At 72.6% G+C, this 25,959-nt stretch carries 18 protein-coding genes; 6 read left to right on the top strand and 12 right to left on the bottom strand.

What is annotated here, in order from left to right:
* Positions 1-9: 9 nt before the first annotated feature.
* Positions 10-378, bottom strand: a complete 369-nt coding sequence (locus tag HS048_RS16670; protein ID WP_196467399.1) for a hypothetical protein — start codon at positions 376-378, stop codon at positions 10-12.
* 151 nt (positions 379-529) lie between these two features.
* A complete protein-coding gene (locus tag HS048_RS16665) occupies positions 530-1,447 on the bottom strand; it encodes a helix-turn-helix transcriptional regulator (protein WP_307832511.1) in 918 nt (305 codons plus the stop codon).
* A 177-nt stretch (positions 1,448-1,624) separates the two neighbouring features.
* On the opposite strand from HS048_RS16665, the gene HS048_RS16660 reads away from it, so the two are divergent.
* From HS048_RS16660 to HS048_RS16650, 3 genes are all read left to right on the top strand, one after another.
* On the top strand, positions 1,625-2,443 hold the full coding sequence (locus HS048_RS16660) for an SAM-dependent methyltransferase (protein WP_307832510.1): 819 nt from the start codon (positions 1,625-1,627) through the stop codon (positions 2,441-2,443).
* 173 nt (positions 2,444-2,616) lie between these two features.
* Positions 2,617-3,216, top strand: coding sequence for an ATP-binding cassette domain-containing protein (locus HS048_RS16655; RefSeq protein WP_068894384.1), 600 nt, complete (start codon positions 2,617-2,619; stop codon positions 3,214-3,216).
* Between the two features lie 178 nt (positions 3,217-3,394).
* Positions 3,395-4,450, top strand: coding sequence for a PRC and DUF2382 domain-containing protein (locus HS048_RS16650; RefSeq protein WP_196467398.1), 1,056 nt, complete (start codon positions 3,395-3,397; stop codon positions 4,448-4,450).
* Here the strand turns inward: HS048_RS16650 and HS048_RS16645 are convergent.
* Entirely contained in the window at positions 4,447-4,800 is a 354-nt protein-coding gene (locus HS048_RS16645) for a hypothetical protein (RefSeq protein ID WP_230880855.1), read from the bottom strand. The genes HS048_RS16650 and HS048_RS16645 overlap by 4 nt on opposite strands.
* A gap of 20 nt (positions 4,801-4,820) precedes the next feature.
* Positions 4,821-5,273 carry an Lrp/AsnC family transcriptional regulator gene (locus tag HS048_RS16640; RefSeq protein ID WP_068893914.1) on the bottom strand — a complete coding sequence of 151 codons (453 nt, stop codon included), beginning with the start codon at positions 5,271-5,273 and terminating at the stop codon, positions 4,821-4,823.
* 113 nt (positions 5,274-5,386) lie between these two features.
* Between HS048_RS16640 and HS048_RS16635 the strand changes: the two genes are divergently transcribed.
* The gene (locus HS048_RS16635) at positions 5,387-8,959 is read left to right on the top strand and encodes an indolepyruvate ferredoxin oxidoreductase family protein (protein ID WP_196467397.1); all 3,573 of its coding nucleotides are present in this window, start codon (positions 5,387-5,389) and stop codon (positions 8,957-8,959) included.
* 126 nt (positions 8,960-9,085) lie between these two features.
* Here HS048_RS16635 and HS048_RS16630 read toward each other — a convergent pair whose 3' ends face one another.
* Positions 9,086-9,973 (bottom strand): carbohydrate kinase family protein, encoded by an 888-nt coding sequence (locus HS048_RS16630; RefSeq protein WP_196467396.1) that lies wholly within the window; start codon positions 9,971-9,973, stop codon positions 9,086-9,088.
* A 146-nt stretch (positions 9,974-10,119) separates the two neighbouring features.
* Positions 10,120-11,184: a LacI family DNA-binding transcriptional regulator gene (locus tag HS048_RS16625; protein WP_068893917.1), complete on the bottom strand. Its 1,065-nt coding sequence runs from the start codon at positions 11,182-11,184 to the stop codon at positions 10,120-10,122.
* 322 nt (positions 11,185-11,506) lie between these two features.
* Here HS048_RS16625 and HS048_RS16620 point away from each other — a divergent pair, with 322 nt between their 5' ends.
* Positions 11,507-12,790 carry an ABC transporter ATP-binding protein gene (locus HS048_RS16620; protein WP_068893918.1) on the top strand — a complete coding sequence of 428 codons (1,284 nt, stop codon included), beginning with the start codon at positions 11,507-11,509 and terminating at the stop codon, positions 12,788-12,790.
* 85 nt (positions 12,791-12,875) lie between these two features.
* Here the strand turns inward: HS048_RS16620 and HS048_RS16615 are convergent, their stop codons facing one another.
* From HS048_RS16615 to HS048_RS16590, 6 genes are all read right to left on the bottom strand, one after another.
* Positions 12,876-13,511: an amino acid-binding protein gene (locus HS048_RS16615; RefSeq protein ID WP_068894385.1), complete on the bottom strand. Its 636-nt coding sequence runs from the start codon at positions 13,509-13,511 to the stop codon at positions 12,876-12,878.
* Between the two features lie 208 nt (positions 13,512-13,719).
* Complete coding sequence (locus HS048_RS16610) at positions 13,720-14,769, bottom strand: LacI family DNA-binding transcriptional regulator (RefSeq protein ID WP_196467395.1); 1,050 nt, start codon at positions 14,767-14,769, stop codon at positions 13,720-13,722.
* A complete protein-coding gene (locus HS048_RS16605; RefSeq protein ID WP_068893920.1) occupies positions 14,759-16,381 on the bottom strand; it encodes a glycoside hydrolase family 13 protein in 1,623 nt (540 codons plus the stop codon). The genes HS048_RS16610 and HS048_RS16605 overlap by 11 nt, the downstream gene beginning before the upstream one ends.
* A 61-nt stretch (positions 16,382-16,442) precedes the next feature.
* Positions 16,443-17,309: a sugar ABC transporter permease gene (locus tag HS048_RS16600; protein ID WP_068893921.1), complete on the bottom strand. Its 867-nt coding sequence runs from the start codon at positions 17,307-17,309 to the stop codon at positions 16,443-16,445.
* Positions 17,306-18,301 carry a carbohydrate ABC transporter permease gene (locus HS048_RS37210; RefSeq protein ID WP_231647081.1) on the bottom strand — a complete coding sequence of 332 codons (996 nt, stop codon included), beginning with the start codon at positions 18,299-18,301 and terminating at the stop codon, positions 17,306-17,308. Before HS048_RS37210 ends, HS048_RS16600 begins: the two co-directional genes overlap by 4 nt.
* 24 nt (positions 18,302-18,325) lie before the next feature.
* Positions 18,326-19,621 carry an extracellular solute-binding protein gene (locus HS048_RS16590; protein ID WP_068893923.1) on the bottom strand — a complete coding sequence of 432 codons (1,296 nt, stop codon included), beginning with the start codon at positions 19,619-19,621 and terminating at the stop codon, positions 18,326-18,328.
* A 362-nt stretch (positions 19,622-19,983) separates the two neighbouring features.
* Here HS048_RS16590 and pulA point away from each other — a divergent pair, with 362 nt between their 5' ends.
* A complete protein-coding gene (pulA, locus tag HS048_RS16585) occupies positions 19,984-25,896 on the top strand; it encodes a pullulanase-type alpha-1,6-glucosidase (RefSeq protein ID WP_196467394.1) in 5,913 nt (1,970 codons plus the stop codon).
* The last annotated feature ends 63 nt before the right edge of the window (positions 25,897-25,959 follow it).

The raw sequence follows: 25,959 nt of genomic DNA, 5'->3' as shown, positions 1-25,959 counted from the left end.
CGGAGAACGCTAGGGCAGTGGTGGGCTGCGCGGGGTGACGACCCGGCGGGCGCAGCGCCGGGAACCCGTCACCGGGCCCGCGCCCAGCAGGATCAGCGGCAGCAGGACGAGGAGCGCGGCGGGTTCTCCCACGGCGGGCAGGGAACGCAGCTGTCCCGGCGTGGGCAGGTGCTCGGCGCCGCCCGCCAGCACCCTCGGGGCGGTCGACTGGTGCGTCCCGCCGGTGTGGGGGATCTGCAGGCTGGTCCCGGCGTCGGCGGACCGCCGGCCGGTGGACCAGGAGGAGGGGGCGACCGCGAAGAAGAGGACCACGAAGACGAGGCCCACCACGGCCGCTACGGCAGTGGGCCTGCGTGTGCCCCACCGCGGTTCCCTCATCGCCTCCGACCATAGCCCAACTCCCCGCGGAAAGGGACACTCCGCGCAGGCCGCCGGGCTCCGGCGGGTCCGCGGCCGGGTCGCGGCGAGCGCGGCGGGTACGGCCCGCCGCGCGGAACCGGCGGGGGCCGGGCTCTCGACGGCGGCGGGCTCAGCCGGACTGGTCGGTCTCCGCGAGGATCCGGTGCAGGATCTCGGCCGTCTCGGACGGCTGCCCGGCTTCCACGCTCAGCCGGTTCATGACGTACCGGTAGCGCGCGGTGTCGGCCTCCTTGTCCAGGTAGACGGCGCCGGAGAGCTGCTCCAGGTAGACCACGTCGGGCAGTTCGCCCTCGGGGAAGCGCAGGACGGTGATCGGCCCGGCGGTCTCGGCGTGGCCGATGGCGCCGAACGGCATGATCTGGATGGTGACGTGGGGCAGCTCGGCGAGCTCGATGAGCCGCTCGATCTGGGCGCGCATCGTCGCGCGTCCCCCGATCAGACGGCGCAGCGCCACCTCGTCGATGACCGCCCAGAACCTGGGCGGATCGGGCCGGTGCAGCAGCCGCTGCCGCCGCATCCGCAACGCGACCCGGCGTTCGATCCCCTCCGGGGAGGCGTCCCGGGAGGAGGAGGCGATCACCGCGCGGGCGTAGTCCTCGGTCTGCAGCAGGCCGGGGACGAACTGGAGCTGGTAGGTGCGGATGACGCAGGCGGCCTGCTCCAGGTCGAGGTAGGCGTCGAACCAGTGGGGGACCGCGTCGCCGTACTCGTGCCACCAGCCCGGCGCTCCGGCCCGCACCGCCAGCGCGAGCAGGGTCTCCCGCTCGGCCTCCTCGGTGACGCCGTAGAGGGTGAGCAGGTCGGCCACGTCCCGCTGCTTGAACCCGGTGCGGCCCAGCTCCAGCCGGCTGATCTTGGAGTCGGAGGCCCGGATCGCCCTCCCCGCCTCCTCGCGGGTGATCCCGCACGCCGTGCGGAGGCGGCGCAGGTGCGCGCCCACCAGCATCCGCAGGACCGTGGGACCCGACTGCCCGCGCTCGGAGGCGTGGTCCTCGGTGTGGTCGCCTACCGACGGAACTGTACGCAAGCCCGCTCCCTCCACGGCAAAACCGCCCCATCCGGCCGGGTCAAGTTTTCCACGCCTGCACGGCCGCGTCAGCCGTACCGCGCAGGATCGGGACGAGCAGCGCGAGCCGGGCCCCATAAGCAGACAATTCACTATCATCATCATGATCGACGAAGGCACGGACGCCGAGGAGGGCGTGTGGAGGAGGACGAGCGGGCCCCCATCGGGCCGAGCGGGCTGAACCCCGGCGTCGCGCACAACGCCCGGGTCTGGAACTACTGGCTGGGAGGCAAGGACCACTACCCCGCCGACCGCGAGGTCGGCGAACGGGTCTTCGGCATGTTCCCCGGCATCGTGCACGTCGCGCGCGCCGACCGGGCGTTCCTGGGCCGGGCGGTCCGCCATCTGGCGGGCGAGGCGGGCATCCGCCAGTTCCTCGACATCGGCACCGGGCTGCCCACCGTCGACAACACCCACGAGGTGGCGCAGCGGATGGCACCGGACGCGCGGATCGTCTACGTCGACAACGACCCGATGGTGCTGGTGCACGCCCGGGCCCTGCTCACCAGCACACCCGAGGGCGCCACCGACTACGTCGACGCCGACGCGCGGGACACCGGCGCGATCCTGAAGGCCGCCGCCGGGACGCTGGACTTCGACCGGCCGGTGGCGGTCATGCTGCTGGGGCTCCTCAACTTCATCCTCGACACCGGAGAGGCCCGGGGGATCGTGCGGCGGCTGATGGACGCCGTGCCCTCCGGCAGCCACCTGGTGCTCACCCATCCCACCCTGGAGCTGGGCGGGGAGGCCAACGCCGAGGCCATGCGGTTCTGGAACGAGCACGCCACCCCGCCGATCACCGCCCGCGGCAGCCGGGAGATCGCCGGCTTCCTCGACGGCCTCGAGGTGCTGGAGCCCGGCATCGTGTCGTGCTCGCGCTGGCGTCCCGAGTTCGCCGACCTCGGCGAGGCCCCCTCCGAAGTGGCCCAGTTCGGCGTCGTCGCGCGCAAGCCGTGACCGTGGGCGGCGCCCCGGCGGCCTCTGCGGGCCTGAGACCCGGTGCCGGACGCGCGGCACCGCGCGTCCGGCACCGCACGTCCGCAGAGGTCTCCGGCCGTTCACCCGCACATGGACGCGCCCCGGCACGCATGATGGGAGGACGTCTCCCGACCCCCTGCGAGGTGCACGCGATGGCCGCCACCCCGGCCTGCCCCCCGTCCGTCCGGGACCTGGCCTATCCGGCGGGTTCCCTGGTGCTGCTCACCGGCCTGCCCGGCGCGGGCAAGAGCACCCTGCTGGACCGGCTGTACGGCCTGCGCGGCGACGAGACGGGGCCCGTGGCGGCGGGAGGCGCGCAGGTCATCGACTCGCGCCAGTCCCGCGCCTGGTGGGCGCCCCGCCTCTCGTCGCTGCCCGTCCGCCTGCGCACCCCCGTCGTGCACACCACCCACATGGCCCGCATCGTCCGCGCCCTGCTCGCCGGTCACGCCGTCGTCGCGCACAGCCGGGGCACCTGGCCGCACATCCTGTACGGCCTGGCCTGGATCGCCCGCCTGAACGGCACCGGGCTGCACCTGATCATGCTCGACGTCGAGCCGAAGACCGCCCGCGAGGGGCAGGTCACCCGGGGGCGGGTGGTGGCCGGACCGCTCTTCGCCCGGCACTGCCGCCGCTGGCGGACGCTGGTCGCGCGGGCCCGGACCGGTGCGCTCCCCCCGGCGGCGAGCGTCACGATCCTGGACCGCCCCGCGGCCGACCTGCTCCGGGCCATCCGCTTCGACGCGCCCTGACCCCGGGGCGGGGCGGCACCGTCCCTCGCCCTCGCCCTCGCCCTCGCCCTCGCCGACCGGCGTATCCCGGCGCCGGCTCGCCGCCCGACGATCCTCCGGCCGGAGAGGTTTCTCTCCGACCGACAGTGGTATGGCCCTCCAACGAAAGGGACAAAAAGGGCAATCGAGGAGAAAATCCATGATCACTCTGGAGCAGATCAACACAGTGATCGACCAGACCGTCTACGACGCCAACGGCGACAAGATCGGAGACGTCAAGCACGTCTACCTCGACGACGCCACCGGCCGCCCCGAGTGGCTCTGCGTGAAGACGGGCCTGTTCGGCACCAAGGAGACCTTCGTCCCGACGCGGGCGGCCGACGTGGTCTCCGACCACATCGAGGTCTCCTACGACAAGGACCGCGTCAAGCACGCTCCCAACGTCGACGTCGACGCCGGCGGCCACCTGTCGGCCGAGGAGGAGCGCGAGCTCTACCGCTACTACGACATCGACTGGGAGCGCTCCTGGCAGGAGGCCAACCGGCCGGGCGAGAGCGGCTGGGCGCACTCCGGCGGTGAGCGCGAACGCGAGCGCCTGGGCCTGGGCCTCACCGAGGACGAGCGCCGCGGCGCGGGCGGGTCCGCGGGCTCGGACCTGCGCGGGGACGAGACCCTCGGCCGCTCCGGAACCACGGGCTCGGACCTCCGTGGAGACGAGACCCTCGGCCGCTCCGGAACCGCGGGCTCGGACCTGCGCGGGGACGAGACCCTCGGCCGCTCCGGAACCACGGGCTCGGACCTCCGTGGAGACGAGACCCTCGGCCGCTCCGGAACCGCGGATTCGGACCTCGGCGGCCGGGACGACGCGATGACCCGCTCGGAGGAGCGGCTCGACGTCGGCACCGAGACCCAGGAGACCGGCCGGGCGCGGTTGCGCAAGTACGTGGTCACCGAGGAGCAGCAGATGAGCGTGCCGGTGACCCGCGAGGAGGTCCGCCTGGAGCGCGAGCCGATCACCGACGCCAATCTCGACGAGTCGCTGAGCGGCCCGGAGATCAGCGAGGCCGAGCACGAGGTGACCCTGCACGAGGAGAGGCCGACGGTGGAGAAGAAGACCGTCCCGGTCGAGCGGGTCCGCCTGGGCAAGGAGCAGGTCGCCGACGAGGAGGCCGTCTCCGAGCAGGTCCGCAAGGAGCGCATCGAGTTCGAGGGCGACCGCGGCGACCGGGGCGAGCCCGGCCGTCCCTCCTACTAGGATCCCGGCCGCTCCGGCGCGCCGCCCCCCGTGGTGACGTGCATGGCGACCGGCCGGTAGACCAGGCCGTCGGTCCAGGCCACCGACTCGGGTGCCCCGGCCAGGCGCAGACCGGGGCGCCGGGCGACCAGGGCCCTGACCGCCCCGGTGAGCTCGACCCTGGCGAGGGCGGCGGCCAGGCAGCGGTGCGGGCCGTACCCGAACGCCACATGCGGGTGGGGAGGATGCCCGGCGAAGCGGTGGATGTCGAACCGGCCGTCAACAGGCGGAACCGGACCGGCCCGCCCGGGGCGGCCCGCGGCGGGCGGGGCCGCGGGGGGCGGGGCGGCTCCGAGCGCGACGGTCCTCACAGCGGCCCTCGCAGCGGCCCTCACAGCGGCAGGACGCCTCCCGGCTTCAGTGCCTTCATCGCGATCTGCGAGGTGAGCTTGTCCAGGCCGGGCAGGCGTCCCAGCCGCTCCAGGCGGAGCCGGCTGTACGCCTCCATGTCGGGCACCGCGACCCGCAGCACGTAGTCCGGGTGGCCGAACATGCGCAGGCACTCGACGACGTCGTCGATCTCCATGACGGCAGCCTCGAAGGCGGTGACCGTCTCGGCGTCCTGGCCCTGCAGCTCCACGTAGGCGAGGACCTGGAAGCCCCGCCCCACCGCGGCCGGGTCGACCACGGCCCGGTAGCCGGTGATCACCCCCGTCTCCTCCAGGTTCCGGACCCGGCGCAGGCACGGGGAGGGCGTCAGGCGCACCCGGTCGGCCAGCTCCAGGTTGCTCAGCCGCCCCTCCACCTGCAGGTGGCTGAGAATTGCGCGGTCCGTTGCGTCCATGGCGAATGATGCTAATCGAGGCGTTGACCACCGCGAATGTTGGCATCGGATTCCGGTCCCTCTGACATAACCTTGCCGCAATCCAAGCGGGGCCGACAGACGGGACCACCAGCATGACGATCTTCGCCGATCCACGCGAGATCACTCCCGACGACCGGTACCTCCTCGACGAGGGCCAGGTCTTCATGACCGGCACGCAGGCACTGGTGCGGGTGATCCTCGACCAGATGCGCGCCGACCGCCGCGCCGGACTCGACACGGGCACGATGGTGTCCGGCTATCCGGGCTCCCCGCTCGGCGGCTTCGACCTGGAGCTGGCCCGCTCCCGCGAGCACGCCGAGCCGCTCGGCGTGGTGCACCGCCCCGGGCAGAACGAGGAGCTGGGCGCCACCGCCGTCTGGGGCAGCCAGCTCGTGCCCACCCTCCCCCGCCCGCGCAGGGCCGGCGTGCTGGGCGTCTGGTACGGCAAGGCCCCCGGCGTGGACCGCGCGGCCGACGCCTTCCGGCACGGCAACTTCGTCGGTGCCCACCCGCTGGGCGGCCTGATCGCCTTCTGCGGCGATGACCCGACGTGCAAGTCCTCCACCCTGCCCTCCGCCACCGAGAGCGCGCTCGCCGCCCTCGGCATGCCGATCGTCCACCCTGGCAGCGTCCAGGAGCTGCTCGACCTGGGCCGCCACGCCATCGCGGCCTCGCGGGCGAGCGGCCTGTGGGTCGCGGTGAAGGCCGTCTCCAACGTCGTGGACGGCACCGCCACCGTGAGCGTCGGGCATGACCGGGTCGTCCCGGTCATGCCCGGCGTCAAGAACGACAACGGTGTCGAGTACGGCGTCGAATACGAGGGCAGGCCGTACCGGCACATGCCGAACGGCACGCTGCTCACCCCGTGGTCGCTGGAGATGGAGCGCACCCTGGTCGGCCCGCGCACGGAGCTGGCCCGCGCCTACGCCCGGGAGAACGGCCTCAACCGGATCACCGCCGACCCCGCGGGCGCCCGGTTCGGCATCGCCGCCTCCGGCACCGCCTACCACGACGTGCGCGAGGGCTTCCGCAAGCTCGGCATCACGCCGGAGGAGGCCGGCGTCCGGCTGCTGAAGATCGGCATGCTCTGGCCGCTGGAGCCGGAGATCGTCCGGGCCTTCGCCCGCGGCCTGGACGAGATCATGGTCGTGGAGGAGAAGGGCCCCCTGCTGGAGACCCTGGTCAAGGACGTGCTGTACGGCACCGCGGACGCCCCGCGCGTCCTGGGCAAGCTCGACGAGAACGGCGCCCGGCTGATCCCGCAGGCGGGCGGCGTGGACGCCGACCTGGCCGCCAAGGCGATCGCCTTCCGGCTGCGCCGCAGGGGCGTCGCCACCGAGCAGGACCCCTCCGACCTCGGCGACCGCGTGTCCCGGAGCCTGGCGGTGATCTCCCGGCCTGAGCCGCTGAAGCTGCTCGCCGCCCAGCGCACCCCGTTCTTCTGCTCCGGCTGCCCGCACAACCGCTCCACCGCCGTCCCGGACGGCGCACCCGTCGGCGCCGGCATCGGCTGCCACACGATGGTGGTGCTCAACCCCGAGGGCAAGGGGACGCTCACCGGCCTGACCCAGATGGGCGGCGAGGGCACCCAGTGGATCGGCCAGGCGCCCTTCACCGACACCCCGCACATCTTCCAGAACCTCGGCGACGGCACCTTCCACCACTCCGGCTCGCTCGCGGTCCGGGCCGCGGTCGGCGCGGGCGTCAACATCACCTACAAGATCCTCTACAACAGCGCGGTCGCGATGACCGGCGGGCAGACCATCCAGCCGTCCCTGGCGGTGGCCGACCTGACCCGCTGGCTGGAGGTCGAGGGCGTGCGCCGGGTGATCGTCACCACCGACGAGCCGGGGCGCTACCGGGGCGTCCGGCTGGCGAAGATCGCCGAGGTGCGCGACCGGAGCGCCCTGGAGGACGCGCAGCGCGAGCTGGCCGCGATCCCGGGTGTGACGGTGCTGGTCCACGACCAGCAGTGCGCCGCCGAGAAGCGCCGGCTGCGCAAGAAGGGCGCGCTGCCCGACCCGGCCCGGCGGGTGGTGATCAACCAGCGGGTCTGCGAGGGCTGCGGCGACTGCGCGAAGAAGTCGGAGTGCCTGTCGGTGCTGCCGGTGGAGACCGAGTTCGGCCGCAAGACCGAGATCCACCAGTCGTCCTGCAACAAGGACTACTCCTGCGTCGAGGGCGACTGCCCGTCCTTCCTGACGGTGGTGCCCGCGAAGGGGAAGGCGAAGCGGCGCGCCGTACCCGCTCCCCCGGCCCTGCCCGAGCCCGAGGCCCGCACCGGCGAGACCACCGTCCGCCTGGTCGGCATCGGCGGCACCGGCGTGGTCTCGGTCGCGCAGGTCCTCGGCACCGCCGCCCTCCTGGACGGCAAGCGGTCCCGGGGGCTCGACCAGACCGGCCTGGCGCAGAAGGGCGGCACCGTCGTCTCCGACGTCGTCATCTACGGCGGCGAGGGCACCGGGGAGGACGGGGAGCGGTCCGGCCGGGCCAGCGCGGCCAGCGTGGACGCCTACCTGGCGCTGGACCTGATCGGCGCCACCGACCCCCGCCACCTGCGCGCCGCCGACCGCGACCGGACCGTGGCCGTGGTCTCCACCAGCCTGGTCCCGACCGGCTCCATGGTGCTCGACCCGGCGACGAACCTGACCGACACCGCCTCGCCGATCGGCGCGCTCGAGGCGCGGACCCGCCGCGAGCTGAACGTCTACCTCGACGCCGAGCAGGTCGCCCAGGCGTTGTTCGGCGACCACATGCCGGCCAACACCATCGTGGTCGGCGCGGCCTGGCAGCGCGGGCTCATCCCGCTCAGCCTCCGGTCGATCGAGCGGGCCATCCGGGCGGGCGGCGGCAGGTCGGCCGAGAAGACGGTGGCCGCCTTCCACTGGGGCCGGGCGGTCGTCGCCGACCCGGAGGCGGTGGCGCGGGCGACCGGCGCCGTCTCCGGTGACGCCTCCGCCCCGCCGGCGGGCCCCGGCGCCCCCGACGGCCCCCTCGGCGACGCGGTCCGGCGGCTGGTCGAGTCGGTCGGCGCGGCCGAGGGCGGCGAGCTGCACCGGATCCTCACCGTCCGGGTGCCGGACCTGGTCGCCTACCAGGACCTGCGCTACGCCGCCCGGTACGCCGACGCGGTCCGCGAGGTCCTCGCCCGCGAGACGCCGGACCGCTGCCCCGTCACCGAGGCCTACGCCCGGCAGCTGCACCGGCTGATGACCTACAAGGACGAGTACGAGGTCGCGCGCCTGCACCTCGACCCGGCCGAGCGGGCCAGGATCGCCGCCGAGTTCGGGCCCGGCGCGAAGATCTCCTACAACCTGCACCCCCCGGTCCTGCGGGCGATGGGCATGAAGCGCAAGATCCGCCTGGGCTCCTGGTTCGACCCGGCCTTCCGCCTGCTGTACGGCATGCGCAGGGTGCGCGGCACGAGGCTGGACCCGTTCGGCGCGGCCGGGGTGCGCAGGGTCGAGCGGGAGCTCGTCGCCGAGTACACCCGCGACGTGCACCGCGCCCTGGCGGGCCTGACCCCGCAGACCGAGGACCGGGTCCGCGAGCTGGCCGAGCTGCCCGAGGTGATCCGCGGCTACGAGGAGGTCAAGCTCGCGGGGGTCGCCTCCTACCGGGAGAAGGCCGCCGCCCTGCTGGCGGAGCTGGGCTCCTCGCGCTGATCGCTCCGGCCCGCCCCGGCCGCCGGCCCGTCCGGCCCGGTGCGCGGCCGGGGTCCGGCGCGGCCCGCCCGCGGCGGAGCGCGCCGCCGCGGCCCTCCCTTCCTCGTGGGACCGCGGCGGCGCCCGCTACGCCCGGTCGAGCAGGGCCTTCTCGGTGATCGGGTCCTCGTGGGTGCCCGTCACCGTGCAGGCGTGGGCCCCCGCGACCGCGCCGAGGCGTACGCACTCCTCCACCGGGCGGCCGTGCAGCCTGCCGTACAGGAATCCGCTGACGAAGGCGTCGCCCGCGCCGTTGCTGTCGGCCACCGGTCCGGGCAGCGGCGCGGCCGCGAAGTGCCTCAGCCCTCCGGAGTCGAGCACGTGGCAGCCGTCGGCGCCCGCCGTGCAGACCACGGTCTCGGCCCGGCCCATGGCGAGGATGGCGCGCATGACCTCCTCCCGCCGGTCCCCCAGCGCGGCCGCGGACAGGAAGACCAGCCCCGAGGAGCGGGCGAAGTCCCGGTGGTGGTCGTTCTCCCCGTCCCAGTCGTGCAGGTCGGTGGAGATCGTGGCGGCGGGGCGGCCGGCCAGGTCGGGGTAGACGTGCCGGGAGAAGTCGGTGATCGACACGTGGACGTGCCGGGCGTCGCGGACGGCGTCCAGGTAGAGCTCGCGGGGGAGCCGCTCGCCCGGTTCGGCGCGCGGGTCGAACAGCGAGGTGCGCCGCCCGTCCGGGCCGACGAGCAGGACGCTGCGCCGGGTGCCCTGGGGGGCGGTGGCCCAGCCCGCGTCGACGCCCCGGGCCGCGAAGTGCTCCCGGATGAGGCGTCCCTGCGGGTCGTCGCCGACCAGGTCCACGATGCGCACCCGCAGGCCGAGCGCGTGGCAGCCGAGCGCGACGCCGCTGCCGGTGTTGCCGATCCGGTCGACCACCGGCGGGACGGCGTAGGTGTCGGCGTAGGGCAGGGGCAGGGCGGGCACGTAGGCGGTGGTGTCCACGCCCGTCCCGCCGATCACCACGACGTCGTGGGTCATCGGTTCACGATCCTTGTCCGGAGGGGCCGGCCGTACGGAGGGGGCCGGAGGCGGTGAGGGCTCCGAGGCGGTGGGCGGCCGGAGGCCTGGGGCTCGGAGCGGGTGGAGCGGAGGGGCCGGCGGTCGGGCCGACGGTGGTGGAAGGGTCAGCGGTTGACCAGCGGGCCGGAGCCGGTGGAGCGGCGCACGACCAGCTCGGGCTGGAACATCAGCTCCATGTTCTTGCCCGGCGCGCCGTTGATCTCCTCCAGGAGCGTCTCCACCGCCGCCGAGGCCATCGCGCCGATCGGCTTGCGCACGGTGGTCAGCGGCGGGTCGGTGAAGGCGATCAGCGGCGAGTCGTCGAAGCCGACCACCGACACCTCGCCCGGGACCGACAGACCCCGGTCCCGGCAGGCCCGGATCGCGCCCAGCGCCATCAGGTCCGAGGCGCACACGATGCCGGTGCAGCCGCGCTCCAGCAGCTTCACCGCCGCGGCCTGGCCGCCCTCCACCGAGAACAGCGAGTGCGAGATCAGCTCGTCCACCTCGGTCGTCCCGAGCAGCTGGGACATCGCCTGCCGGTAACCCTCGATCTTCCGGACGACCGGCACGAACCTGCGCGGGCCGAGGGCCAGGCCGATGCGCTCGTGCCCGAGGTCGACCAGGTGCTGCACGGCCAGCCGCGCGGCGAGCCGGTCGTCCGGCGAGATGAAGGGCGCGTCGATCTGGTCGGTGTAGCCGTCGAGCAGGACGATCGGGAGCCCCCGGTCGATGAGCCGGGTGTAGCGGTCCATCCGGGCCGTGGTGTCGGCGTGCAGCCCGGAGACGAAGACGATGCCGCTCACCCCGCGATCCATCAGCAGCTCGGTGAACTCGTCCTCCGGCGCGCCGCCGGGCAGCTGGGTGCAGAGCACGGGCGTGTAGCCGTGCTGGGTGAGCGCCTTCTCGATCGCCTGCGCGAAGGCCGGGAAGATCGGATTGTCCAGCTCCGGCGTGACCAGCCCGATCAGGCCATTGCTGCGCTGGCGGAGCCGCTGCGGCCGCTCGTAGCCCATCAGGTCGAGCGCCGCCAGCACCGCCTGCCGGGTCGCCGCCGAGACCCCCGGCTTGCCGTTGAGCACCCGGCTGACCGTCGCCTCGCTCACCCCCGCCTGCACGGCGATGTCGGCCAGACGGGTGCCGGCCCCGTCGGCACGCGAGCGCGGGATCTGCGTCACTTCACCGTCCATCGGAACCCACCTCACCATGCGGGCGGAGGAGACGGCAAGCCGGGCGGCCCGCCCCGGCCCGTTGTGAAATTTCTTACGTAAAGTTTCCGAAAATACTAACATCCCACCGGGTCCGGCGGGTGGGACGACGGCGAAATGTCCGGAATCGGCGGCACGAATCAGTCCGGCTGACGAGACGGGAACAAGGCGGTGACAGAGTTGTGACCTGCGGATGTGTGATTTCTGGTGGCATCTATGGACACAAAGCCACATCGCGCGATGTACTACCTCATCAATCACACGGCTGGATCCGGGCATCCTCGTCCGGGAGGAACGAGCGCGCATGAGTACCGTCGTCCTCGACAACGTGACCAAGGTGTACCCAGGGGGGTACCTCGCGGTCGACCGGATGAACCTGCGGGCCGAGGACGGGGAGCTCCTGGTGCTCCTCGGACCGTCGGGCTGCGGCAAGTCCACCCTGCTGCGGATGATCGCGGGGCTGGAGGACGTCACCTCCGGCGACCTGTGGCTCGGCGGCAGCCTGGCCAACGACCTGGCCCCGCGTGACCGCGACGTCGCCATGGTCTTCCAGAACGGCGCGCTCTACCCGCACCGCACCGTCCGCGGCAACCTCTCCTTCCCGCTCGAGATCGCCAAGGCCGATCCGGAGATGGTCCGGGAGCGCGTCACCGAGCTGTCCAAGGCGCTGCACATCGACGAGACCCTGGACCGCCGCCCTGGAACGCTCTCGGGCGGCCAGCGGCAGCGGGTCGCGATGGGCCGCGCGATCGTCCGGCAGCCCTCGCTCTTCCTGATGGACGAGCCGCTGTCCAACCTGGACGCCGGCATGCGCACCGAACTGCGCATGGAGATCGGCTCGCTGGTCCGCTCGCTGGGCGTCACCACCATCTACGTCACGCACGACCAGGTCGAGGCGCTGACCCTGGCCGACCGGATCGCCATCATGAACCGCGGTGTGCTGCAGGACGTCGGCACCCCCGGCCAGGTCTACAACGACCCGGCCACCGCCTTCACCGCGGCCTTCCTCAACTCCCAGCAGCTGAACCTGCTCTCGGCGGTCGTGCGCACGCCGCAGAACCAGTTCATCCTGCTGGACTTCGGCCCGCACCAGATCACCATCCCGTGGAGCGATCCGCGCGCCTACGCCATCTCCCAGCACGTCGGCAACCAGATCATCGTCGGCCTGCGCCCCGACTGCCTGGCCCCGGTGCCGGACACCTTCGAGGGACCGGTCTTCCTCGGCCGCGTCCGGGCCCTGGAGTACCACGGCCACGAGTGGATGGCCTACGTCGAGTCCGGCATCACCTCGGTGAGCGTCCCCGAGCCCCCGGACCCCCGGCTGCACGCCCGCGGAGCCGACCCCGCCCAGGGCGGCCGGATCCGCGCGATGATGCGCCGGCTGCTGTCGAACGGCGAGGACCAGGCCGAGCCCCAGTACCAGGCGCAGGACCAGTCCAGCGGCACCCACCGCCGGGCCGACCTCATCGTCCGGGTCGGCTCCCGCCCCGTCTGGCGGGCCGGGGAGCCCGCCCGCGTCGGCGTCGACGCCACCCGCCTGCTGCTCTTCGCACCCGACGGCTCCCGGATCGACCCGCCGCACCGCTGAGCCCGCTCCACCGCCGGACCGGACGAGCACGCCGTACCCCGTCTCCTGGAACGTGACAGCCCTCTGGAACGTGACAGGGGCGGGGTCAGAGGCCGGCGATGAGGGAGACGAGTTCGACGACCCGGCCGGCGCGGTCCACCTCCGCGCGGTGGAACGACGGGCCCGCGGTCCGGGCCAGCACCAGGTGGATCCGCGCGGCGGGGACGGGCAGGCTCATCAGCTGGTGGGAGCCCGACGCCAGGGCGGCGGGACGCAGCGAGGCGAGGTCGGCGAGCTTGACGCCGGCGATGCCGCCGCCCTCGTCGAGGGAGGGCGGGGCCTGCCAGCTCCGGTGCACCAGGCCGTCGCCGTCGGAGGAGAGGGCCACCGCCCATTCGGCGCCGACCAGGTCGGGCACGGCGTCCACGAGCGTGGCGAAGGCCCGCGAGGGGTCGGTGGCGACGTGGCGGAGCAGGTCGTAGTCGGGAGCGGCCCCCGGGACCTCGCGGGTCGGCCAGACACCCTCGACGCGGATCCCCGGGACCGCGGACAGGCGGTCCCGCACGGTCGCGGTGTCCGGCGACCCCGGCCAGGAGACCACGAAGTCGTCCACCGCCCGGCCGGTCTCCCGCTCCAGGACCGTCACCTGGAGGATGTCGGCGCCCAGCGTGCCGAGCACCCGGGCGACCTGCCCCAGGGCGCCCGGCCTGTCGGGGAAGGACACCCGTAGCCGCAACATCATCCCGATCACCTCTCTCTGGCCCCCAGGGTGTCCTGGACAGGTTTCACAGATGTTCGGAGGAGATGTCCAGGATATGTCCTGTGGTACGGAAACCCCGGAGGGGGCGTCCGGAGACGCCGGGGCGTCCGGAGAACCGCCCGGGAGAACCGCCCCCGCCCTCCCGGGCACGGAGTCCCGGGAGGGCGGGGGCGGACGGGGGCGGGACGGGTCAGCGCACGATCTTCGGGCCGGAGCCCGTGGAGCCGCGGACGATGAACTCCGGCTGGAAGATGAGCTCGGAGTGCTGCCCCGGGGTCCCCGCGATGGCCTCCAGCAGGGTGTGCACCGCGGCCGTCACCATCGACTGCACCGGCTGGCGCACGGTGGTCAGCGGCGGGTCGGTGAAGGCGATCAGCGGCGAGTCGTCGAAGCCGACCACCGACACGTCGCCGGGCACCGACAGGCCCCGGTCCCGGCAGGCCCGGATCGCGCCCAGCGCCATCAGGTCAGAGGCGCACACGATGCCGGTGCAGCCGCGCTCCAGCAGCACCCCGGCCGCGGCCTGGCCGCCCTCCACCGAGAACAGCGAGTGCGAGATCAGCTCGTCCGCCTCGGTCATCCCGAGCAGCTGGGACATCGCGCGCCGGTAGCCCTCGATCTTCCGGATGACCGGCACGAAGCGGGCCGGCCCGACCGCCAGGCCGATGCGCTCGTGCCCGAGGTCGACCAGGTGCTGAACGGCCAGCCGCGCCGCGGCCCAGTCGTCCGGTGAGATGAACGGGGCCTGCACGTCGCCCGAGTGCCCGTTGAGCAGGACCAGCGGCACGCCCTGCCCGAGCAGCCGGGTGTAGCGGTCCTGGTTGGCGGTGGTGTCGGCGTGCAGCCCGGAGACGAAGATGATGCCGCTCACCCCGCGCTCGACGAGCAGCTCGGTGAACTCGTCCTCGGCGGCGCCGCCGGGCAGCCGGGTGCAGAGCAGCGGCGTGTAGCCGTGCTGGGTGAGCGCCTTCTCGATCGCCTGCGCGAAGGCCGGGAAGATCGGGTTGTCCAGCTCCGGCGTGACCAGCCCGATCAGCCCGTTGCTGCGCTGGCGGAGCCGCTGCGGCCGCTCGTAGCCCATCAGGTCGAGCGCCGCCAGCACCGCCTGCCGGGTCGCCGCCGAGACCCCCGGCTTGCCGTTGAGCACCCGGCTGACCGTCGCCTCGCTCACCCCCGCCTGGGCGGCGATGTCGGTCAGCCGGGCCGTACCGGTGCCGAAGGAGGCACCGTTATGCGTCATCGCGTCCCCACCAGACGGCGGAGTCCGGCGCCAGCCGCACGGTGCCGCCGGTGACCTCCACCTCGGCGCTGGCCAGCAGCACCCGGCCGGGCGCGGGCAGTTCGACCGGCTCGCCGGTCAGGTTGACCGTGACGGCGAAACCGTCGCCCCGGGTGAAGGCGAGGGTGCCCGCCGGGGAGTCGAGCCAGGTCAGCGACTCGTCCCCGAGGCAGGTCAGGTCCCGCCGGATCCGCAGCGCCTCGCGGTAGAGGCTCAGCGTGGAGGCGGGGTCGCGCAGCTGGGACTCGACGCTGAGCGGCCCCCAGGAGGCGGGCATGGGCAGCCACGTCTCCTCGATGCCGGGCAGGCTGAAGCCGAAGTGGGGCTCCACGTCGGCCCACGGGATCGGCACGCGGCAGCCGTCGCGCCCGTCCTCGGGGTTGCGCAGCCGCTGCGGGTCGGTCAGATACTCCTCCGGCAGGTCGAGCACCTCCGGCAGGCCGAGCTCCTCGCCCTGGTAGACGTAGGTGGAGCCGGGCAGGGCCAGGGTCAGCAGGGCCGCCGCGCGGGCCCGGCGCAGGCCGAGCTCGCCGTGGCCGTAGCGGGTGACGTGCCGCTTGACGTCGTGGTTGGACAGCACCCAGGTCGCGGGCGCGCCGACCGCGCCGGAGGACGCCAGCGACTCGTCGATCACCTTGCGGAACCGGGCGGCGTCCCACGGGGTGGTCAGGAAGTGGAAGTTGAACGCCTGGTGCATCTCGTCCGGGCGGACGTAGTTGGCCAGCCGGTCCAGGGACGGCACCCACGCCTCGGCGACGCCGATGCGCATGCCAGGGTAGGAGTCGAGCAGCCGGCGCCAGGCGCGGTGGATCTCGTGCACGCCGTCCTGGTCGAAGAACGGCACCACCTCGGTGCCGATCATCTTGACCTGGTCGGCGTGGCCGACGTCCGGCAGCCCCTCGGCCTTGACCATGCCGTGCGAGACGTCGATGCGGAAGCCGTCCACGCCCAGGTCCAGCCAGAACCGCAGGATCGACTCGAACTCGGCGTGGACCTCGGGGTTCTCCCAGTTGAGGTCCGGCTGCTCGGGGGCGAACAGGTGCAGGTACCACTGTCCGTCGGGCAGCCGGGTCCAGGCCGGCCCGCCGAAGACCGACTCCCAGTCGTTCGGCGGGAGCTCCCCGTCCGCGCCCTTGCCCTCGCGGAAGATGTAGCGCTCCCGCGCGGGCGTGCCCGGCCCGGCCGCCAGTGCCTCCTGGAACCAGACGTGCTGGTCGGAGGTGTGGTTGGGCACCACGTCGACGATCACCCGCAGGCCGTGCCGGTGCGCGTCGTCGATCAGCGCCTTGGCGTCGGCCAGCGAGCCGAAGATCGGGTCCACGTCCCGGTAGTCCGCCACGTCGTAGCCGAAGTCGGCCATCGGCGAGGTGTAGAACGGGTTCAGCCAGATCGCGTCGACCCCCAGGTCGGCGAGGTAGCGCAGCCGGCTCCGCACGCCCAGGAGGTCGCCGATGCCGTCGCCGTTGCCGTCGGCGAAGCTGCGCACGTAGACCTGGTAGATCACCGCGTCCCGCCACCAGCGGCCCGTGGCCTCGGTCTCGGCGGCACGGTCCGCGTGGACGAGCTCGGTCATATTTGTCCCCCGATCAAATGACATGTCAGGACGTGATCAAAATTGTGGTACGGCAGTGGTGTCACAGCTTCGTGGCACCGGCGGTGAGGCCGGCCACGAGGTTGCGCTGGACCAGCAGGAAGACGACCGCCGCGGGCACCGCGATGAGCACGGCCGCGGCCGTCAGCAGGCCCCAGTCGGCCCAGTACTGCCCGACGAACTGCTGCAGGCCCGCGGCCAGCGTCCGCGTGTCGTCCCCCGTCATGAAGACCGTGGCGTAGGCGACCTCGCCCCAGGCGGTCATGAAGGAGTAGAACGCGGTGACCGCGAGGCTCGGCCGGGCCAGCGGCAGGATGACCCGCCAGAAGGTGCCGAACGGCGAGAGCCCGTCGATCATGCCGGCCTGGTCGATCTCGCGCGGGATGGAGTCGAAGTAGCCCTTCATCATCCACGCGCAGAACGGCACCGCCACGGTCATGTAGGCGATGACCAGGCCCGGGATCTGGTTGAGCAGCCCCAGGCCCGCCATCAGGTTGTACAGCGGCACGATCAGGATCGCCACCGGGAACATCTGGGTGACCAGCAGCATCCACATGATCCCGCGGTAGCCCGGGAAGCGGAAGCGGCTGATCGCGTACCCGGTCGTCGAGGCCAGGAAGACGCCGATGACCGTGGTCAGCCCCGCGATGATCACGGAGTTGAGCAGCCAGCTCGGGAACTGGGTCTCGGTCAGCACCCGGGTGTAGTTGTCCAGGGACGCGCCGTCGAAGAACTTCAGCTCGGTGGAGAGCCAGCCGTCGCGCGGCTTGAGCGAGGTCAGGACGAGCCAGACGATGGGGAACAGCGAGATGAGGGACGCGACGATCAGCGTCCCGTGCAGCAGGAGCGAGCCGGCGAGACTGCGCTCGTCGCGGCCGCGGACCCTCCTGCGGGTGGTGACGGCGCTCACCAGACCTCCCCTTGCTTGCGCAGCGCGCGGCGGTAGACGACGGCCATCACGACGAGGAGCAGCAGGATGAGCACGCCCCAGGCCGCCGAGCCCGAGTAGTTGCGGATTCCGGTGAAGGCCTCGCGGTAGGCGTAGGTCACCAGGATCTCGGTGGAGCTGCCCGGGCCTCCCCCGGTGATCAGGAAGATCAGCGGGAACATGTTGAACGTCCAGATCGTGCCCAGCAGCAGGACGGTGCTGGAGACGGTCCGCAGGCCGGGGACGGTGACGAAGCGGAAGCGCTGCCACGGCGTCGCGCCGTCCACCTCGGCCGCCTCGTAGAGCTCCCGGGGGATCGACTGCAGGCCGCCCAGCATGGCCAGCATCATGAAGGGGACGCCGATCCAGACGTTGACCGCGATGACGGCGATCTTCGCCGTGGTCGGGTCGTCGAGCCAGCCCACCGTGCCCAGGCCGGCGGACCTCAGCATCGCGTTGATCACACCGAAGTCGCTGTTGTAGAGGTAGCGCCAGATGAACGCGGCGACGAACGGCGGGATCGCCCAGGGCAGGACCAGCATCAGCCGGTAGGCCGAGCGGAAGCGCAGCCTGCGGTTGAGCATCAGGGCCAGACCGAGGCCGAGGCCGTAGTGGAGCGCGACGCAGGCGACGGTCCACAGCACCGTCCAGGTCAGCTTCTCCCAGAACAGGCCGCCGGTCAGGATGTCGACGTAGTTGTCCAGCCCGGTGAACTCGTAGGTCGAGGGGATCACGTTGACGCCGATGGTGCGGCCCATCGTGGCCTCGGTGGCGTCGGTCAGGGACAGGTAGACGCCGCGGACCAGCGGCCAGCCGACCAGCGCGGCGGTGACCACGACGACCGGGGCCACCATGGCCCAGGCGTACCAGTACTGCGAGACCGCCCGCCGGACGGGGCCGGGCTGCTCGGGGCGGCCCCGGCCGCGGGCGCCGTCAGCGGCGCCCGCGGCCCGGTCCCTGGTCGTGCCGGTCACACGTCCAGTGGAGGTCGCCACGGATCAGCTCCAGTCCTTGAAGATGCCGCGGTACTTCTGGTCCACCGTCTTGAGCATGTCCTCGGGCGAGGTCTTGCCGCCGACCAGGGACTGGTAGCCCTCCAGGAGCGGCTGGAAGAGCTGGCCGCCCTCCGGGATCCACGGACGCGGGGTGGCGGTGTCCATGATCGGCTTGAAGACGGCGACGTCGGGGTTGCCCTTGACGTCGGCGCTCTCGTAGGCGGAGGCGCGGGTCGGCAGGAGGCTGATCTCCTTGGCGACCTTGGCCTGGGCCTCGGGGGTGCTCATGAAGCGGATGAACTCGTAGGAGGCGTCGATGTTCTTGGAGCCGGCGTAGATGGCGTAGTTCCACCCGCCGGTCGGGGCGCCGGCCTTGACCGAGCCCGCCGGGACCGGGGCGATGCCCAGGTTCTCCTTGTCCTTGAACTCCTTGCCCTGGTAGAGCTCGGCCAGCGCCCACGGGCCGTTGTAGATCATCGCGGCCTTGCCGTCCTTGAGGACGGTCATCGCGTTGGCGTAGCTGTCCTGGATGGCGGGCTTGGACGCGGCGCCCGAGGTGATCAGGTCGGAGACGACGCCCATCGCCTTGGCGTTCTCGGGCGAGTTGATGGTGATCTTCTTGTTCTGCACGTCGAGCATGTCACCGCCCTCGCCGTACATGAAGGGCAGCAGGAAGTAGGCGTCGACGTTGAGCGCGAGGCCGGCCGCGCCGGTCTTCTCCTTGACGTCGAGCGCGGCCTGCTTGAGCTCCTCCACCGTGGTGGGAGCCTTCTCCCAGCCGGCCTCCTTGAGCAGCTTCTTGTTGTAGATCAGCGCCAGGGTGTCGGTGACCTGCGGCACGGCGTAGGTCTTGCCGTTGTACTTGGTGCTGCTCAGCGGCCCGGGCAGGAAGTCGGACTCGTTCTCGACGGCGCGGGTGCCGTCCAGCGGCTGCAGGTAGCCGAGCGAGGCGAACTGGGAGGTCCAGGCGACCTCCGAGCGGATCACGTCGGGCGCGCCGCTGCCGGCCTGGGCCGCGGTCTGGAACTTGTTCTGCGCCTGGTCCGAGGGGACGTTGACGTAGTTGACCTTGATGTTCGGGTACTTCGCCTGGAATTCCTTGATCAGGGCCTGGAACGTCGGGCCCTCGCTGTCCGGGCGGACCGTGTCCCACCAGGTGATCTCGCCGCTGATCTTCGACGGGTCGGCGGGCGCGGACTGGGCGGGGGCCGCCGTCGAACCGCTGTCGCCGCCGCCACAGGCGGAAACCGCCAGGGCGAGGGCCGCGACGATAGTCGCGGCCGAGAAGGCTCGCCGCATGATTTCTCCTCATAGCTCAGGGGGCCGGTCCGGGCCCGCGGGCCGCCGACCGGTGTGGAGTACGCCGGACGTTACGCCGACGTGAAGCCCAGTGGAAGAACTTGCTGCAAGAGTCTGCAAACTTGTTACATGCGCAGCCAACCTCGCGAACCCCGACAACCCATCCACCTCGTGCGAAACGCAGGATATCCGCAGTTCACAAGGGTTTAGCAGCACTGAGGCCACCATCGTCGAGGTCGCGCGCCCTGTGCGGGAGCCGTCTCTCCATCACGATTCAGAAAGTTGCGGCAAGGGATTGCACAGATCATGTCCAGTGAGTAACTTCCGGGCAACACCCCCGAAACAACTCCGTGGAGGCCCCGGTGGTCTGGCCCCTCCCCCCACGGCGCGCGAGATCGGCTCCCCTGGCAGGCGCCGCCCTCGCGGCCGTCCTGGTCGCCGCCCCCCTCGCCGTCGTCACCCCGCCCGCCGCCGCGTCGGCGGGACCCGCCCCCGGCGCCGCGGCCCGTACGGCCCCGCTCACGATCTCCCCGGCACCGGTTCCGGCACCGGCCCCGACCGATGCGGCCGGTGCGGCCGCGGCCGGGCCGGTCGTCTCGGCGCTGAGCCGTACGGCCGGGCCCGCCGACCGGGAACTCGCCCGCGACGCGCTGCGCACCGACCTGAGCCGTGAGCGCTTCTACTTCGCGATGACCGACCGGTTCGCCAACGGCGACCCCGGCAACGACACCGGCGGCCTGTCCGGCGACCGGCTCGCCACCGGCTTCGACCCCGCCCACAAGGGCTTCTACCAGGGCGGGGACCTCAAGGGCCTGATCGGCAGGCTCGACTACGTCAAGAACCTCGGCAGCACCGCGATCTGGATCACCCCGGCGTTCGCCAACCGCCCGGTGCAGGGCACCGACGAGAACGTCTCGGCCGGCTACCACGGCTACTGGATCACCGACTTCACCCGGATCGACCCGCACCTGGGCACGAACGCCGACATGAAGAAGCTGGTCCGCGAGGCCCACAGGCGCGGGATGAAGGTCTTCTTCGACATCATCACCAACCACACGGCCGACGTGATCGACTACGCGGAGAAGACCTACTCCTACCGGTCCAAGGGCGCCTATCCCTACGTGGACGCCTCGGGCACCCCGTTCGACGACCGCGAGTACGCCGGCGGGAAGGCCTTCCCGAAGGTCACGGCCGACTCCTTCCCCTACACGCCGGTCGCGCCGGAGAAGGCCAAGACGCCGTCCTGGCTGAACGACCCGACGATGTACCACAACCGGGGCGACTCCACCTTCAGCGGCGAGAACTCCGAGTACGGCGACTTCTTCGGCCTGGACGACCTGTGGACCGAGCGTCCCGAGGTCGTCGAGGGCATGACCGACATCTACAAGACGTGGGTGCGCGAGACCGGCATCGACGGTTTCCGCATCGACACCGCCAAGCACGTCAACATGGAGTTCTGGGAGAGGTTCTCCCCGGCCCTGCGCGGCTACGCCGCCAAGCTGGGCAACGAGCGCTTCTTCATGTTCGGCGAGGTCTACTCCAGCGAGCCGTCCTTCACCAGCCGCTACTCCACCCGCGGCGGGATGAACGCCACCCTGGACTTCCCGTTCCAGGAGGCGGCCCGCTCCTTCAGCGGCGGCACGGCCGGCGCGGCGCGCCTGGCCGCGCTGTACGCCGGCGACGACCACCACACCGACGCCGACTCCAACGCCTCCTCGCTGCCGACGTTCCTCGGCAACCACGACATGGGCCGCATCGGCAGGTTCCTCGCCCAGGACAACCCCGGGGCGCCCGACGCCGAGCTGCTCAGGCGCGACCTGCTCGCCCACGAGCTGATGTACCTCACCCGCGGCCAGCCGGTCGTCTACTACGGCGACGAGCAGGGCTTCACCGGCCCCGCCCAGGGCTCCGGCGGCGACCAGGACGCCCGGCAGTCCATGTTCGCCTCCAAGACCGCGAGCTACCTGTCGAACGACCTCATCGGCACCGACGCCACCCACGCACAGGACAACTTCACCCCCTCGCACCCGCTCTACCGGGGCATCTCCGCGCTGGCGAAGCTCCGCGACGCACACCCCGCGCTGGCCGACGGCGCCCAGATCGAGCGGCTGGCCGCGGGCGGCGTCTACGCCTTCTCCCGGATCGACGCGCGCGCCCAGGTCGAGTACGTCGTGGCGGTCAACAACGCCGAGCAGGCGGCGACCGTGCAGGTGCCGACCTTCTCACCGGGCATGGCCTTCACCCGGGTGTACGGCCCCGCCTCCACCGCGCCCGACGCCGCGGCCTCGGGCGCGGACACCAGGCTCGCGGTGACCGTCCCGGCGCTGTCGGCGGTGGTCTACCGGGCCTCGGCGAGGCTCGCGACCCCGGCGGCGGCCCCGGCCGTCTCGATCGCGCTGCCCGGCGCCGAGATCCGGGGCACCGCCGAGGACGACCGGGTCCCGGTCACCGCGACCGTCCCCGGCACCGGCTTCGACCAGGTCACCTTCGCCGCCAGGATCGGCGACGGGAGGTGGCGGGTGCTCGGCACCGACGACGCGCCCAACACCGCCGGCGGAAGCCGTACGTTCCGGGTCTTCCACGACCTGAAGGGCGTCCCGGCCGGCACGAAGGTCGCCTACAAGGCCGTGGTGAAGGACTCCGCGGGCCGCTTCGCCTCGGCGGCGGCCGAGGCGGTCGTCGGCGCCGAGCCCGAACCCGCCGAGCCCGGCGCGGTCAGGCGCGACTGGCTCGTCGTGCACTACCAGCGCGCCGACTACGACGGCTGGGGCCTGCACGTCTGGGGCGACGTCGAGAACCCGACCGACTGGGCGAAGCCGCTCCCGCTGACCGGCCAGGACGCCTACGGCCGGTTCGCCTGGATCAAGCTCAAGCCCGGCGCGCGCGAGGTCGGGATCATCGCCCACAGGGGCGACGAGAAGGACGGCGGCGACCGGATCGTGGACCCGGCCAGGACCGGCGAGGTGTGGCTGGCCGAGGGCAGCCCGGTGACGCACGCCTCCCGCGCCGCCGCCCAGGGCTACGCGACCGTGCACTACGACCGGCCCGACGGGGACTACGACGGCTGGGGCCTGCACCTGTGGGGCGACGGGCTGGCCGACGGCGCGGCCACCGAGTGGGCCGCCCCGCGCCCGCCGGACGGCACCGACTCCTCCGGCGTGTTCTGGAAGGTCCCGCTGAAGAACGCCTCCGTCCCGGTCAACCTCATCGTGCACAAGGGCGACGCCAAGGACCCCGGCCCCGACCAGTCCTTCACCCCGGCCGCTCAGCCGGAGGCCCACATCGCCTCGGGCGTGGCGAAGGTGCACGCCACCCGCGCCGCGGCGGAGAACGTCGCGATCCTGCATTACCACCGGCCCGACGGGAACTACGACGGCTGGGGCCTGCACCTGTGGGGGGACGTGGCGGCCCCCACCGAGTGGGCCGCGCCGCTGACGCCCGCCGGGAAGGACGGCTTCGGCGTCTTCTTCCGCGTCCCCCTCGCCGAGGGGGCGAAGAACGTGAGCTACATCATCCACAGGGGCGACGAGAAGGACCTCCCCTCCGACCAGGCGCTCGACCTGACCGCCTCCGGCCACGAGGTGTGGCGGGTCGCGGCCGCCGAGGGCCACGTGCTCCCGCAGTCCGCGGCGCGCGGCGCCGACGCCGACCTGTCCAAGGCCGCCGCGCACTGGATCGACCGGTCCACCGTCGCCTGGAAGGTCCAGCCGTCGGCCTCGCTCCGCCACTCGCTGGCCTTCTCCGCCTCCGGCGACATCGCCGTCGCCAAGGGCGACCTGACCGGTTCCCACCGGGTGATCCGGCTGAACCCCGGCACGCTCACCGACGAGCAGAAGGCGAAGTGGCCGCACCTGGCCGGGCACGCCGCGTTCACGGTGGACCCGCGCGACGCCGACCTGGTCGCCGAGGCGCTGCGCGGCCAGGTCGTCGCCGTCGAGCGGGACGCCTCCGGCGCGCTGCTCGCCGCGACCGGCGTGCAGATCCCCGGCGTGCTCGACGACGTCTACGCGAAGGCGGCCGCGGCCGGGCTCGGCCCGGACGCCTCCGGCGCGCTGCCCCGCCTGTCGGTGTGGGCGCCGACCGCGCGGAAGGTGGAGCTGGCGCTCTACCGCGACTCCGCCGGGGAGGGCAGGACCGTGCACGCGATGCGGCGCGACGACGCCACGGGCGTCTGGTCGGTGCGGGGGCTGCCGTCCTGGAAGGGCCGCTACTACACCTTCCTGGTCACGGTCTTCTCCCCCGCCGCGGGGAAGGTCGTCACCAACGAGGTGACCGACCCCTACAGCGTCTCGCTGGCCGCCGACTCGGTCCGCAGCCAGCTCGTCGACCTGTCCGACCGCTCACTGCGGCCCGACGGGTGGACCTCGCTGGCCAAGCCGCCCGCCGTACCGCAGGAGAAGGCGTCGGTCTACGAGCTGCACGTGCGCGACTTCTCCGTCTCGGACGCGACCGTCCCGGCCGGGCGGCGCGGCACCTACGCGGCGTTCGGCGGCGACTCGGCCGGGATGAGGGAGCTGCGCTCCCTGGCCGCCGACGGCCTGACCCACGTGCACCTGCTCCCGGTCTTCGACATCGCGACCATCCCGGAGAAGAAGGGCGACCGGGCCGAACCTGACTGTGATCCGGCCGAACTGGCCGCGCTGCCCGCCGACTCCGAGCGGCAGCAGGAGTGCGTGGCGAAGACCGCGGCGAAGGACGGCTTCAACTGGGGCTACGACCCGCGGCACTACACCGTGCCGGAGGGCTCCTACGCCTCCGAACCGGACGGCTCCGCGCGGATCAGGGAGTTCCGCGGCATGGTCGCCGGCCTGAACGGCGCGGGCCTGCGGGTGGTCATGGACGTGGTCTACAACCACACCCACGCCGCCGGGCAGGACCCGACCTCGGTGCTCGACCGGATCGTGCCCGGCTACTACCACCGGCTGCTCGACGACGGCTCGGTGGCCACCTCCACCTGCTGCGCGAACACCGCGCCCGAGCACACGATGATGGGCAGGCTGGTCGTCGACTCCATCGTCACCTGGGCGAAGCAGTACAAGGTGGACGGCTTCCGGTTCGACCTGATGGGCCACCACCCGAAGGCGAACATCCTCGCCGTCCGCGCGGCCCTCGACGCGCTGACCGTGGAGAAGGACGGCGTGGACGGGAAGTCGGTCATCCTGTACGGCGAGGGCTGGAACTTCGGCGAGGTCGCCGACGGCGCCCGCTTCGAGCAGGCCACCCAGGCGAACCTGGCCGGGACCGGGATCGGCACGTTCAGCGACCGGCTCCGCGACGCGGTGCGCGGCGGCGGCCCGTTCGACGCCGACCCCCGGGTCCAGGGCTTCGGCTCGGGCCTGGCCGGCGCCCCCAACGGCTCGCCCGCCAACGGGAGCGCCGAGCAGCAGCGGGCGCGCCTGCTGGCCTACCAGGACCTCGTCAAGCTCGGCCTGGCCGGCAACCTGCGCGACTACCGGTTCACGGCCACCTCCGGCAGGGAGGTCAAGGGCTCGGAGGTGGACTACAACGGCTCCCCCGCCGGGTACGCCGCCGCGCCGGGAGAGACCGTGACCTACGTGGACGCGCACGACAACGAGACGCTGTTCGACGCGCTGGCCTACAAGCTGCCGCAGGCCACGGCCATGGCCGACCGGGTGCGCATGCAGTCGCTCTCACTGGCGGCGAGCGTGCTCGCGCAGGGCACCGCGTTCGTCCACGCGGGCAGCGAGCGGCTCCGCTCCAAGTCCCTCGACCGCAACTCCTACGACTCCGGCGACTGGTTCAACCGCCTGCTGTGGGACTGCGCGCAGGGCAACGGCTTCGGCGCGGGACTGCCGCCCAAGGCCGACAACGAGGACAAGTGGCCGTACGCCAGGCCGCTGCTCGCCGACCCGGCGCTCCGGCCCGACTGCGCCGCGATCGGCGCGGCCCGGGCCCGGTACGGCGAGCTGCTGAAGATCCGCTCCTCCTCCCCGGTCTTCGGGCTCGGCTCCCTGGCCGAGGTGCAGAAGCGGCTCTCCTTCCCGACCGGCGGCACCGCGGAGACCCCGGGTGTCGTGACCATGCACCTGGACGCCTCCGGGCTCGACCCGAAGTGGAAGTCGATCACCGTCGTCTTCAACGCGACCCCGCAGGAGCAGCCGCAGACCGTGGCCGCGCTCAAGGGCGGCCAGGTCACCCTCCACCCCGTCCAGTCGAGCGGCGACGACGACGTCGTCAAGCGGTCGGGCTTCGACCCGGCCACCGGCACGCTGACGGTCCCGGCCCGCACGGTCGCCGTCTTCGTGCAGTCCTGAAGACCGCCGGGCCGGGTGTTGCAGCACCCGGCCCGGCACGGGAACCCGTCCAACTCTCCTGGA

This window comes from Planomonospora sp. ID91781, from assembly GCF_015711595.1.
GTDB lineage: Bacteria > Actinomycetota > Actinomycetes > Streptosporangiales > Streptosporangiaceae > Planomonospora > Planomonospora parontospora.
Note: the sequence above shows the minus strand (reverse complement) of the source record. Positions and strands in the feature narration are given on the sequence as shown.